The sequence below is a fragment of the Amphibacillus jilinensis Y1 genome (assembly GCF_000306965.1).
Lineage (GTDB): Bacteria > Bacillota > Bacilli > Bacillales > Amphibacillaceae > Amphibacillus_C > Amphibacillus_C jilinensis.
The window spans coordinates 150,788-164,899 of record NZ_JH976436.1 but is presented as its reverse complement, the minus strand read 5'-3'; the positions used below and the strand labels follow the sequence as shown (position 1 = coordinate 164,899).

Sequence of the window (14,112 nt, the reverse complement as noted above, 5' to 3'; positions counted from 1 at the left end):
ATATGGAAAAAATCTATTATGGTGCAGCTTTATATCCAGAGTTGTGGGAACGTGAAATAATAAAAAAAGATATTAAACATATGAAACGAATAGGCATGAATTTAGCTCGGATTGGTGAGTTTACTTGGTCTACCTTTGAGCCAAAACAAGATCAGTTTGATTTCACGGTATTAATCGAGACGCTTGATGATTTAGCTGAACATCAAATGGATGTCATCGTTTGTACCCCAACCCCAACCCCGCCAGTTTGGATGACAGATCAGCATCCTGAACGTTTGCATCAAAATCAAGATCGGTCAAAAATGTATCATGGTTCTAGACAACATATTTGTACAAATCAGCCGTTTTTCCGTAAACGAGCAGCTATGATGACAGAACGATTAATTAAGATTGTAGCAAGGTATGATCATGTCATTGCTGTGCAGTTAGACAATGAGTTCAAATGTCATATTGGCCCATGTTACTGTCAGCATTGTAAGGCGCTATGGACGGAATGGTTACACCAGAAATATGCAGATATAAATGTACTAAATCAAGCATGGGGGACTGACATATGGAGTCAGCGCTACTTAGATTTCGCTCAAGTTGTTCAACCCTTACCGACACCATTTTTACATAATAGTTCATTATTGCAGAATTACCTCACGTTTACTCATGATAAAATTGCTGAATTTGCGCTAGAACAAGCAAATATCATTCGTTCACATGTTGATATTCCTGTTACGCATAATTCAAGTATGTTTTTTGATTTGGATAATGAAAAATTTGCTAAAGCGCTTGACTTTATTAGTTTTGATACGTATACGCCAGCAGATAAATACCCTAATTTTATGATTAACCAAGAAAGATGGAAATATATTAAGAACGATACAAGAAAATTTATGCTTCTTGAAACGAGCAACTCTTATAATGGTCATATTGAACAGTACGGGAAATTACATGAGTCGGGCTATGTTGAGGCAGAGAGTTTTGCTGCGTATGCTGCCGGTAGTCAAGCTTTCACGTATTGGCTTTTTAGAGGACAACGATCTGGCTGTGAACAACCCCATGGTTCGGTTGTAAGTGCTTGGGGAGATCCAACAATCGGTTATCAGAACGTACTTGATGTAAATCAGTTAATTAACAAGATAACCCCATATTTACACAAAACTGAAGCATTTGAACCGCGTGTTGCGCTAACGTATTCAGATCATGCGCGTGCTTTTATAAATGTTGAGCCAGGTGAAAACAATGTTTATAAAGATTTACTAAATGGGTTTTATAAGCACTTTTTAGATTTAAACATTCCACGTAAAGTTGTTCCAGAGGGCCACGATTTAAACAGATGTGATCTGCTATTTACCCCATATGCCCATCATATTTCAGATCACTTTTTATCACGGTTACAAACATTTATTGAGAACGGAGGGGTTTGGGTAGCAGGTCCAATGACAGGGGATCGGACAGCAGAACATACTTGGCCTGTTGATGGGGGATTAGGCCCATTAACGGAATGGGCAGGAATAAAAGCAATGATGCAATTTTCAGTGACTGACACCGGTCATTACGGGGCTGCTTTTGGCCATGAATCGGAGCTAACCGGTTTAAGTAGCTTCTTTGAAGTCGAAGATAATGTTAAAGTACACGGAGAAGTGATAAGAGGCCAGGCAAAAGGTCAAGCTTTCTTTATTGAAAAAACGATTGGCAAGGGTAAGCTTGTTATATTAGGTACGACCCCCGATTCATTCATGATGAAAGCGATCATTAATCACTATGCGCAAGCTTATAAAATCGATCAATCGCTTGAATTAGCAAATCAAATCATTGCGATCCCTCGACAAACGAAGGATCAGGTTATGCAGTATTGGATCGTTAATTTTTCAAATCAGGCACAGCCGTTTCACTTACATCAATCTTATAAAAGTGTATTGAATGATCGAATCCTCGAAGCTGGTGAACATATGTTAGCACCATTCGGTTATGGAATATTAAAAAAATAATGGTCGAATAGGAGATCAACCAATGTTAAAAAAAGAGCAAATTCATTTACGTGATCCATTTATTTTCCCAGAGTGTCAGACAAAAACTTATTATTTGTTTGGGACGACCGATGGAAACGTTTGGTCGGGACGTGCTGAGGGATTTGACTATTATACAAGTACAGATTTACAAAATTGGGATGGACCGTTCCCAGCGTTTCGTCCTGATCAATCGTTTTGGGCAGATCGCCAGTTTTGGGCACCTGAAGTGCATAAATATCAAGCGGAATATTATATGTTGGCGAGCTTTAAGGCAGAAAATCGTTGCCGAGGTACGCAAATATTGAAAGCGAAACATCCTTCGGGTCCATATCACTCCATAACGAATGGTCCTGTGACACCTGGCCAGTGGGAATGTTTAGATGGCACATTATATGTTGATGCTGATGGTCATCCCTGGCTGATCTTTTGCTGGGAATGGCTTCAAGTTCAAGACGGGAAGATTTGTGCGCAAAAACTAACTGATGATTTAAAGCAGCCAATAGCTGAACCAATTGTGTTATTTCGTGCGAGTGAAGCGAAATGGACTAAACCTGCTAAGCGGTCAGAATCTGTCTATGTAACAGATGGTCCTTTTCTTTATCATCAAGGTAACAAGCTATCCATGATTTGGTCCAGTATGGCAGAACATGGTTATGCGATCGGCGTCTCTCACTCATTGTCAGGTAATGTTGCTGGTCCTTGGCAACATGATGATGCCGTCTTAATCGAAAGGGATGGTGGACATGGAATGATTTTTCAAACATTTGAGGGAGAATGGTTGTTAACGTTCCACGCGCCCAATCAAACACCAAAAGAAAGACCTGTCTTTATTAAGTTATAGTTGGATGGAGTAATTGTGGAGTGAGCACTGGCTGATTGCCAACTGGATTATGAGATTAAAAAAAGATGCATGTGATTGAAGCTAGCCACGAAAAAACCCCTGTGTAGATTTAGACAACTAGGGGTTTTTAGTGTGTTTTATTTATCACAGATAACCGTCCGTAAAACCCGCTCAAAATAGAGTGTAGTGCTCAGCTATTTAGGAGGTAGGTAACGAACGCTAATGTCCTGATTTACTCAACCAATCAGTGGGTGAAGAGCGGAAATGCCTGCTTATTGGAGGGGATCACACTGTTCGATAGAACAAATGCATAATCAGTTCAGTCAGTTGAAAGATCTAATAATAAAGGATTATGTTTTAAAAAAGCTAACCGATTTGCTAAGGTGAGCGAATCGGCTAGTATTATGGATTAGCGGAACATGAGACTACCACTAAAAGTTATTGCACTTACTTCGTTCCAAAGAGACGATCACCGGCATCGCCAAATCCTGGTGTAATATAGCTTTTTTCATTAAGACCAGGGTCTAATGAACCCGTATAAATAGGAACCTCAGGATGATCTTGGTGAATTTTATCGATGCCTTCTTGTACTGCAATTAAACATAAAAATTTGATATTTTTTGCACCACGTTTTTTAATTGCTGATATTGCAGCAGACGCAGACCCTCCAGTAGCTAACATCGGATCAACGACGATTAGTTCACGCTCCCCAATATCTTCAGGCAGTTTTGCATAATACTCTACAGGTTCAAGTGTTTCTGGATCTCGATACAAACCGATATGCCCTACTTTAGCGACAGGGATTAAACTAAGAATACCGTCTACCATGCCCAAACCAGCACGCATAATGGGTACAATTCCAAGCTTCTTACCACTAAGCCGCTTAACGGTAGTAGAGCATACAGGTGTTTCTATTTCAACATCAGCTAAAGGTAAATTTAAAGTGATTTCATACGCCATTAACTTTGAAATCTCCTCGACCAACTCGCGAAATTCTTTAGGACCGGTGTTTTTATCACGGACAATTCCAAGTTTATGTTGGATCAATGGATGGTTAAATACATGTACTTTTCTCGTCATTGTTGTCTCTCTCCTTCTCTTTACTAATAGTATATGGTACATTAGAACCCCACAAATCACAAGAGCAAATTTAAACGGTAGATTAGCTTATATTAAAAGTATAAATTTTGATTAAGTAATTTAATTATCTTAACCAATCAGACACCATGATTCTTGTTTTTGACAATCGCAAGTGTTATGATAAAAATTAGACAAATAGGCTTTTTCAAGAGCTATCTTTATTAAATAGAGGAGCGTAGAGCATGCGTGGATTATTAAAAAAAGTGTTTGACGGTAATCAACGTCAATTGAATCAGATTCAGACGACCGTTGATCAAATTGAAGCATTAGAGTCTGAATATGAGCAGTTATCTGATTCAGAATTAAGAGCAAAAACAGAAGTATTAAAACAACGTTATCAGGATGGCGAATCACTTGATGATTTACTAGTAGAAGCATATGCGGTTGTTCGCGAAGGTTCCAAACGTGTTTTGAAGATGCGACCATTTCCTGTTCAATTAATAGGAGCAACTGTTTTACACGGCGGTAATATTGCCGAAATGAAAACAGGTGAAGGAAAGACATTAGCATCAACAATGCCCGCTTATTTAAATGCCCTTTCTGGAAAAGGCGTGCATATTATCACTGTCAACGAGTACTTAGCTGATCGTGATGCACGTGAAATGGGACAGCTGTTTGAATTCCTTGGCCTAACAGTCGGGTTAAATGTAAATAGTTTGTCGAAAGAAGAAAAGCGTAAAGCATATGAAGCAGACATTACTTACGGAACGAATAATGAATTTGGTTTTGACTACTTAAGAGATAATATGGTGCTATATAAAGAACAGATGGTTCAGCGCCCATTGCACTTTGCAATTATTGATGAGGTCGACTCGATTCTAATCGATGAGGCAAGAACACCTTTGATTATTTCAGGTTCAGCTCGTAAATCGGCATCACTTTATCAACAGGCTAATTCGTTTGTTCGAACCTTACAAAAAGAAACAGATTTTTCATATGATGAAAAAACAAAAGGGGTTCAGTTAACGGAAGAAGGCATTACCAAAGCTGAGAACTTTTTTAGTGTGGAAAATTTATTCGATTTAAATCACGTGACACTAACACACCATGTTAACCAAGCATTGAAAGCACATGCCTCGATGCATCGTGATACGGATTACGTGGTTGAAGAAGGCGAAGTCGTGATTGTCGATCAATTTACCGGTCGTTTAATGAAAGGTCGCCGTTATAGTGATGGTCTTCATCAAGCTATTGAAGCGAAAGAAGGCTTGCAAATTCAAAATGAAAGCATGACACTGGCTTCGATTACTTTTCAAAACTTCTTCCGTATGTATGAGAAGTTAGCGGGTATGACCGGGACGGCTAAAACAGAGGAAGAAGAATTTAGAAATATCTATAATATGGATGTTGTCGCGATTCCAACCAATAAACCGATCGTTCGTGAGGATAAGCCAGATTTAATTTTCAAAACCATGGAAGGGAAATTCAAAGCGTTAGTAGCAGAAATTAAAGAGCGTCATCAACAAGGACAGCCTGTGTTAGTGGGTACTGTGGCTGTTGAAACCTCTGAATTGATTTCCCAACTGTTAAAAAAATCGGGTGTTAAACATAATGTTTTGAATGCGAAAAATCATTATCGCGAGGCAGAAATTATTGAAGACGCCGGGCAAAGTGGTGCGGTAACGATTGCAACCAATATGGCTGGTCGTGGTACGGATATCAAGCTAGGCGACGGTGTTGTTGAATTAGGTGGTCTAGCTGTTATTGGTACGGAGCGTCACGAATCACGCCGGATAGATAACCAGTTAAGAGGTCGTTCAGGACGTCAAGGTGACCCAGGTGTGACACAATTCTATCTTTCAATGGAAGATGACTTGATGCGACGTTTTGGTTCAGACAATATGAAAGCAATGATGGATCGCTTTAAGATGGATGATTCCCAACCGATTCAAAGTAAAATGGTATCAAAAGCTGTAGAATCAGCCCAAAAACGGGTAGAAGGTAACAATTTTGATGCCCGTAAAAATATTCTGTCTTACGATGATGTGTTACGCGAGCAACGTGAAATTATTTATCAACAGCGTTATGATGTCATTAACTCAGAAAATTTACGTGATATTGTTGTTAAAATGATAGAAACGGTTGTAAGAGGGACTGTCGAAGCACATACTCAGGATGATGACGATACCCTTTGGGATTTACATGCGATTATTGATTATGCACATGCTAATTTAATAGAAGAAAATTATTTAGCAGAAGCGGATCTAAAAGGAAAAGATTCTGAACAAATGATCGAGCTTATTATGGCGAAAGTACTTGAGAAATATGACGCTAAAGAAGCGGACATGGGTTCAGAACAAATGCGTGAATTTGAAAAAGTTATCCTTCTACGCACGGTTGATACGAAATGGATGGATCATATTGATCAAATGGATCAATTGCGACAAGGCATTCACTTAAGAGCCTACGGTCAAAATGACCCATTACGTGAATACCAAATGGAAGGCTTTGCGATGTTTGAAGCGATGGTGGCATCGATTAATGAAGATGTTTCCCGCTATGTAATGAAAGCACAAGTCCGTGAAAATTTAAAACGTCAAGAAGTTGCTAAAAATGCAACTGCTGTTTCTGGAGATCAAAGTAAGAAACAAAAGAAAAAGACACCGATCGTTAAATCCGACCATGTTGGAAGAAATGATCCTTGCCCTTGTGGCAGTGGTAAAAAGTATAAGCAATGTCATGGGCGCTAATAGTAACTTATTTTGGACATCCTTATAAGGGTGTCCATTCTAACTTGTCAAAATATTCATATGAGGTGAGCAAATGGAATTAGTTGAAATCAAACAAGAGTTAGAGAAGTTTAATAACCGAATTGCGGATTTTAGGGGGTCTCTTTGACTTAGAAGAGAAACGTACACGTATCGCTGAATTAGAAGCTGAAATGGCTGATCCGGATTTTTGGAATGATCAACAAGCCGCACAAAAGATCATTAATGAAGCGAATGGCATTAAGGAATTGGTTCATACGTTTGACGAGCATGTTGAGGCGCTAGAAAACGCTGAAGTGAGTTATGAATTAGTAAAGGAAGAAGCTGATCCAGACTTAAAAGCTGATTTAGAGGCTGAATTAGCAGATCTTTCGGCAAAACTAAATCAATTCGAGCTGTTTATTTTGCTCAGTGAACCATATGATAAAAACAATGCCATTTTGGAATTGCATCCGGGTGCTGGTGGAACCGAATCACAGGATTGGGCAAGTATGCTATTACGTATGTATACACGCTGGGCAGAAAAGAAAAATTTTAAAGTCGAGACACTTGATTACTTGCCTGGAGAGGAGGCAGGAGTCAAGAGTGTGACTTTATTGATTAAAGGCCACAATGCGTATGGTTATTTGAAAGCTGAGAAAGGTGTCCATCGCTTAGTGCGAATTTCACCTTTTGATTCTTCAGGCCGACGTCATACATCTTTTGTTTCATGTGATGTGATGCCGGAGATGGATGATGATATTGATACTGAGGTAAATCAAGAAGATTTAAAAATAGACACCTACCGAGCCAGTGGGGCAGGCGGACAACACGTCAATACGACCGATTCAGCTGTACGTATTACACATATACCGACAAACACTGTTGTTACTTGTCAGTCTGAACGATCGCAAATAAAAAATCGTGACCAAGCGATGAAGATGTTAAAGGCTAAACTTTATCAATTAGAAATAGATAAGCAACAAGCAGAAATAAATGCATTACGTGGTGAACAAAAAGAAATCGGCTGGGGCAGTCAAATTCGCTCTTATGTGTTCCACCCGTACGCAATGATTAAGGATCATCGTACCAATCTTGAAGTGGGTAACACACAAGGCGTTATAGATGGCGATCTTGACCCATTTATTGACGCGTATCTGCGCCAACAAATGAATAACTAATCTGGCTTAAAAAGAAATCGAACGATCGTTGACCGTTCGATTTCTTTATTGATGCAGATAATCGCGAACAAACGACGCTCACTCATCAACAAAATCCCACCAATAACAGCCATTTTCATCACAGATAACTGTCCATAAAACATCCATCTCTAAACAGAGAATAGAGGTAAATTTATTAAAATGGGTGCTACCAGACGCTAATATGCTGATTCACTCAACGAACAATCAGTGGGTGGATAAGGTCGTAGACTAACACCATCGCAGATTTAAGGAGGATTACTACCACGTCATTAAGAAGGATTACAAACTAAGACCGCCACGTCCTGTGGCACGTCTGCATGACCGTCCTCTGTCCATTGATTGGAGGTTCGTTATATTGTGATAGAGCGTTAAAGACAGTTGTCGTCTGATCACGATCATGGTATACTCCTTAAGGCTAAACAAAAGAGAATAGAGGTGGACCGGATGATAGCTAGATATCGACGAAAACCGTTGCCGACTAAGCTAGTCCTCGTGCTCGAGTACGGACTTGTCTTATTAGGGGCTTTTTTTATTGCGAGTGGATTTAATTTGTTTCTATTACCAAATAACATTGCATCTGGTGGCGTAGCGGGTATTAGTACGATTTTAAATGCATCATTTAATTTTCAACCTTCCATTGTTCAATGGTCAATAAACATACCGTTGTTTGTATTAGGTACGATCATATTAGGAAAGAAATTTGGACTGAAAACATTTGTCGGTACGATAATGATGCCGTTGTTTGTTTCGCTAACGAGTCAGTGGCAACCAGCAACGCCTGATCCTTTGTTAGGAGCCATTTTCGGTGGTATGGCTTGTGGGCTTGGAATTGGTATTGTCTTTCGAGGCAAAGGTTCAACAGGTGGCATGGACTTAGCTGCACAAATTCTTCACAAATTTGTTCCGTTACCATTTGGGATATGTATCGCGTTATTTGATGGAATTATCGTTTTGGCGGCTACTTTTGTTTTTTCTGTTGAACAAGGCTTATATGCATTAGTAGGCTTATTTGTAACGAGTCGAACGATTGATTTGGTCCAAGTCGGTCTTAATACATCGAAGAGCATTATGGTTATTACTGATTTTGTTGAAGAAGTTAGGGCGGTGCTATTAAACGAAGTTGATCGTGGGTTAACGGTTTGGCAGGCCGAAGGTGGTTATACAAAAGAAAAAAGGAAAATGGTCATGTGTGTCGTTAATCAAAGTGAATTTAGTAAAACGACTCAACTGATCAAAAGAATTGATCCTAACGCGTTTATCGTTGTTATGAACGCAAGTGAAGTGATTGGTGAGGGGTTTAGCAAGAGCTAAACGCTTCTTTTTTTTAGGTCAAAAGAAATAACATAAACTGGGTCTATATACTTACTTTCACTTATAGATAAGCAAATTATAGCATGTTTTGAAATGAAATTGTAATAAAAAAAACAGTAAAAAAAGTCGATATAGATGTTATAATGTAATAGATTCAGTGATTCAAATTTATATGATTGAATCCATGCAGAGCATGTAGAATCTAATAATAATTTAAAGGTGATTAAACTTATGATAGAGATGCAACAAGTCAAAAAGACTTACCCAAATGGTGTAACTGCCTTAAATGGCATCGATATAAATATTGACCCAGGAGAATTTGTCTATTTAGTTGGGCAAAGTGGTGCAGGTAAATCAACTTTCATAAAGTTGATTTTTCGTGAAGAGATAGCGTCAAGTGGTCAGATTCGCGTCAATAATAGAGATTTGCTAGAAATGAAATGGAAAGATGTGCCGTTATTACGTCGGGAGATTGGTGTTGTTTATCAAGATTTTAAATTATTACCAAAAATGACGGTCTATGAGAATGTTGCTTTTGCCCTAGAGGTGGTTGAAGAGTCACCACGTCAAATTCGCAAACGTGTCATGGAGGTACTTGATCAGGTAGGCCTAAAGAATAAGGCCCGGTTTATTCCTGATGAATTGTCTGGAGGAGAGCAGCAACGTGTGGCAATTGCACGTGCGATGGCTAACTATCCAAAACTATTAATTGCAGATGAGCCGACCGGAAACTTAGATCCTGATACATCTTGGGAAATCATGAAAATATTAGAAGAAATTAATGGGACAGGTACGACCATAATCATGGCTACCCACAGTAAAGAGATTGTCAACACGATTAAGCGTCGCGTTATTGCCGTTGAAGGTGGATTAATTGTTCGTGACCAACACAGAGGTGAGTATGGCTATGAAGTTTAGAACATTAAAAAGGCATTTTAAAGAAGGTTTAAAAAACAGTTGGCGAAACAGTTGGATGACCTTAGCGTCAGTTGCAGCGGTTACTACAACCCTGCTTCTTGTGGCTGTATTTCTAGCGCTAGTATTTAACTTAAATCATATTGCATCTGGTCTTGAAGAAGATGTGCAGATTAAAGTACTTGTGGATCAAACCGCTAATGAAGAAGAAATGGAAGAACTTAGTGAAGAATTAGAAGGTTTAGATAATGTAGAATCTGTTGTTTTCTCTTCTCGAGATGAAGAGTGGCAAGATTTAATGACGAGTATGGGAGACCAAGGGGAAGCGTGGGGGTTGTTTGAACAAGATAATCCATTAAATGATGCGTTTGTTGTTACTGCTGAAGAACCACAAGATACGGTTGCAATTGCTAATGTGATCATCGAAGATTTTGATTATGTAGAGCGTGTTAATTACGGACAAGATTTCGTGCAAAATTTGTTTACATTTAACAATTATGCGCGAATCGTAGGAGCCGTGCTTATTATTGCCCTTGTCTTTACCGCAATTTTCTTAATTTCGAATACGATTAAAATTACGATTATTGCCCGTCGTAAGGAAATTGAAATTATGAAACTCGTAGGTGCAACGAACTGGTTTATTAGATGGCCGTTTTTCGTTGAGGGTCTGTTACTAGGTATATTAGGAAGTATTCTTCCTATTGCAGTATTATTTACAGGCTACTACTATATTGATCAAAATATGAGCGCTGTTAATCAATTTGATTTTGTTCAATTGTTGCCTTTTACGCCATTTGTATGGCAGCTAGCCGGCTTAATTTTACTAATAGGTGCTGTTATCGGTGTTTGGGGTAGTGTAATGAGTGTTCGTAAGTTTCTTAAGGTGTAAGTCTCTTAATTTAAGAGGCTTCGCCTTTTAATTAAAATATAAAACTTAAGATAAATAACGTGAGAGATGGCGGCATAGCTGTCTTTCTTACATAGATTAAACATATTATTTTTCAAGCTGAAGTGGAGGGGTTTTATGATGAAAAGGTTAATGATCTATATAATTGCTACTCTGTTACTTATTGGATTTTTTTTACCGCTGTCTGAATCTATTTCAGCGCAAAGTATTTCTGAATTAGAAGCTGAACTAGAGGAGCTCGAGCAGGAAAGACAAAATATTGATGAGGATGCTAGTGATGCTGAAGAAAAAATTGCCGAAAATCAACGTCGTCAAGCTGAAGTATCAGACAGAATTTCCGAGATTGATGAGGATTTAGAGGTTACAGAAGAAAGCCTAGTAGATAAACAGAATGAAATTAGTTTAACAAATGAAGAGATAAATAGAATTGAAACATCTATTTCTGAAACAGAGGGAAATATTGAAGAAACAGAAGATGAAATCGATGTATTGAGTGAAGAGATTGAAGATTTGTTAGATCGAATTGCCGATCGCGATGAGTTGCTTAAGGAGCGTTTACGTTCAATTCAACACAACGGTGGCAATGTTAACTACTTACAAGTACTATTGGGCGCACAAAATTTTGGTGATTTTATTAACCGCGCGACTGCAGTGAATAAAATTATGGACTCTGATCGTCATATTATGGAAGCGCAACAAGCAGATAAAGAAGATCTTGAAATAAAACGTACGTCAGTCGAGGAAAAGCAAGAACAGCTTGTTGCTGACAAAGAAAAATTAGATAGTGAAAAAGCTGAATTAGAAGGTCAACGCACTATTCTTGTTAACCAAGAAGAAGAATTATCAACATTACAAGCAGAATTGAATCAACAGCGTAACGAACAGGTGGAAGTTGCTTCAGAGCTAGAAGATGAACATAACCATTTAGAAGAACTTACTATGTCTATAGAGGAAGAGCGTCAAGCTTTAGCTGATCAAGAAGTAGTGATAAACCAATTAATGGAAGAACGTAAAAAAGAGGAACGTCAAGCTGAACCATTAGCTGATGAAGATAATTCTTCAAATAACTCACCTCAAGCCGGTGGTGGTGGAGGTGGAAGTGCTCCGTTTATTTGGCCAGCTCAAGGTAGATTAAGTTCCGGTCATGGTTGGAGAGACTTTAATGGGGGAAGCTTTCATAATGGGATTGATATTGCTAATAATCAAGGTACACCAATTTATGCTGCTGCTGCTGGTCGAGTGACACGGTCGTCATATTCGACGTCTTATGGAAACGTCATTTACATTTATCATCCTGATATTAATATGTCAACGGTTTATGCCCATCTTCATACATTAGGAGTTAGTCTAGGTCAAACCGTCAGTCAAGGACAACAAATTGGAACAATGGGTAATACAGGTAGATCGTTTGGTGACCATTTACATTTTGAGGTCCATAATGGCCAGTGGAGCCAAGGTAACGGTATCGATCCAATGCCATACTTACCGTAATATCCATTTGAAAATTTCATAAAATAAATCAAAGGCATCGCACGATACGTGGTGGTGCCTTTTATGGTACACTATATAAACAAGATTATTTATTGAGGTGAAGCATGTGCATGTAAACAAAAGAATGCTAGCATTGCTGTTAACATTAGCTATTGCTATTGGTGGGCTTGGAACCTATTTTGTTATTGATTTAACCGCCAGTGATCAAGCTAATCCATTAACTGAGCAGTCAGCACAGTCTATGACAGAAGAAGAATATAAAGAAATGCTTGAAGAGTTAACAGATGAGATTCCTTTGCCGAAAGTCACGCAAGCATTTAGTACGATTCAGGAAAATTACTTAAATGAAGTATCTGATCAACAACTAATTGAAGGTGCGGTTCGCGGTATGTTAGCCACACTTGATGATCCATACAGTGAATATATGGATCAGGAAACAATGGAACAATTTAATGAACAAATTGAATCATCATTTGAGGGAATTGGTGCAGAAGTTAGTATGGTTGATGGGAAAGTGACGATTATTGCACCGATTAAAGATTCGCCAGCAGAAAAGGCAGGTTTAAGACCGAATGATCAAGTCGTATCAGTTGATGATGAAAGTTTAGATGGTTTAGATTTATTTGAAGCAGTTGCTAAAATTAGAGGTGAAAAAGGTTCGGAGGTTTCATTAGAGATCGAAAGGCCGGGTGTATCTGATCCGATTACTTATACATTAGTTCGTGACACGATTCCATTAGAAACCGTTTATTCAGAATTGGTGGAAATGAATGATCAGCAAGCAGGGATGATTCAATTAACGTCTTTCTCTGAACATACGGCTGAAGAATTTCAAGAACAACTAGCTGATTTAGAAGCACAAGGGATAGACGGTTTAGTGATTGATGTCCGTGGGAACCCAGGTGGCTTGCTGCCGGTAATTGAAGATATACTAAAATTGTTCGTTACAAGTGATCAACCGTATATGCAAATTGCTGATGGTCAAGATAATGTCGAACGCTATTTCTCTAATTTAGACGAGCCAAAAGATTATCCAATCAGTGTGCTGATTGATGAAGGGAGCGCGTCTGCTTCAGAAATATTGGCGATCTCGTTAAAAGAAACAATTGATGCTGACATTATTGGAATGAATAGTTTTGGAAAGGGAACGGTTCAAAGTACAATCCCGATGGGAGATGGAAGCTCGCTTAAGTTAACGATTTTGAAGTGGCTATCTCCAGAAGGCAATTCTATTGATGAAGTGGGTGTTGCACCAACACGAGAAGTGGCTCAACCTGATTATTATTACACCGCTCCAATTCAGCTTGATCAAACATTATCTTATGATGACAGTGATGATAACATCAAATTTGCTCAGATTATGTTAGACGGATTAGGCTATGATGTTGATCGAGAGGATGGTTACTTTAGTGAAGCAACTGAAGATGCCATTTCTCAATATCAAACTGACCGTGATTTATCTGTAACAGGAGAACTTAACGAAGAAACTGCTGAATTATTAGCTTACGATATTATTGAGCGGATTCGTAACAAGGAAGATGATTTACAAATGGAAGCAGCTTTAGAAGCATTATTTGAATAAAAACCGCCAAAGGGCGGTTTTTTTATTCATTACATT

At 38.6% G+C, this 14,112-nt stretch carries 10 protein-coding genes; 9 read left to right on the top strand and 1 reads right to left on the bottom strand.

From position 1 onward, the window contains the following. The first annotated feature begins 2 nt into the window (after positions 1 to 2). Positions 3 to 1,979: a beta-galactosidase gene (locus B494_RS0111045; RefSeq protein ID WP_017472463.1), complete on the top strand. Its 1,977-nt coding sequence runs from the start codon at positions 3 to 5 to the stop codon at positions 1,977 to 1,979. A gap of 22 nt (positions 1,980 to 2,001) precedes the next feature. Next, positions 2,002 to 2,841 (top strand): glycoside hydrolase family 43 protein, encoded by an 840-nt coding sequence (locus B494_RS0111040; protein WP_017472462.1) that lies wholly within the window; start codon positions 2,002 to 2,004, stop codon positions 2,839 to 2,841. Positions 2,842 to 3,288: 447 nt separating this feature from the next. Here B494_RS0111040 and upp read toward each other — a convergent pair whose 3' ends face one another. Further along, positions 3,289 to 3,921, bottom strand: coding sequence for a uracil phosphoribosyltransferase (upp, locus tag B494_RS0111035; protein ID WP_017472461.1), 633 nt, complete (start codon positions 3,919 to 3,921; stop codon positions 3,289 to 3,291). Positions 3,922 to 4,163: 242 nt separating this feature from the next. On the opposite strand from upp, the gene secA reads away from it, so the two are divergent. From secA to B494_RS0110995, 7 genes are all read left to right on the top strand, one after another. Continuing rightward, positions 4,164 to 6,671: a preprotein translocase subunit SecA gene (secA, locus tag B494_RS0111030; protein ID WP_017472460.1), complete on the top strand. Its 2,508-nt coding sequence runs from the start codon at positions 4,164 to 4,166 to the stop codon at positions 6,669 to 6,671. 73 nt (positions 6,672 to 6,744) lie between these two features. After that, positions 6,745 to 7,849 (top strand): peptide chain release factor 2 gene (gene prfB, locus B494_RS0111025; protein WP_144032220.1). Its coding sequence is split into 2 segments (ribosomal slippage): positions 6,745 to 6,816 and positions 6,818 to 7,849, totalling 1,104 coding nucleotides; the frame shifts between segments, so codons are not numbered across the junction. Positions 7,850 to 8,314: 465 nt separating this feature from the next. Continuing rightward, complete coding sequence (locus tag B494_RS0111015; RefSeq protein ID WP_017472457.1) at positions 8,315 to 9,181, top strand: YitT family protein; 867 nt, start codon at positions 8,315 to 8,317, stop codon at positions 9,179 to 9,181. A 231-nt stretch (positions 9,182 to 9,412) separates the two neighbouring features. Continuing rightward, positions 9,413 to 10,099, top strand: a complete 687-nt coding sequence (gene ftsE / locus B494_RS0111010) for a cell division ATP-binding protein FtsE (RefSeq protein ID WP_017472456.1) — start codon at positions 9,413 to 9,415, stop codon at positions 10,097 to 10,099. Further along, positions 10,089 to 10,985 (top strand): permease-like cell division protein FtsX, encoded by an 897-nt coding sequence (gene ftsX / locus B494_RS0111005; RefSeq protein ID WP_017472455.1) that lies wholly within the window; start codon positions 10,089 to 10,091, stop codon positions 10,983 to 10,985. Before ftsE ends, ftsX begins: the two co-directional genes overlap by 11 nt. Positions 10,986 to 11,120: 135 nt before the next feature. Beyond that, positions 11,121 to 12,494 (top strand): murein hydrolase activator EnvC family protein, encoded by a 1,374-nt coding sequence (locus tag B494_RS0111000; RefSeq protein WP_017472454.1) that lies wholly within the window; start codon positions 11,121 to 11,123, stop codon positions 12,492 to 12,494. Positions 12,495 to 12,600: 106 nt separating this feature from the next. Next, positions 12,601 to 14,076: a S41 family peptidase gene (locus B494_RS0110995; RefSeq protein ID WP_017472453.1), complete on the top strand. Its 1,476-nt coding sequence runs from the start codon at positions 12,601 to 12,603 to the stop codon at positions 14,074 to 14,076. Positions 14,077 to 14,112: the final 36 nt, after the last annotated feature.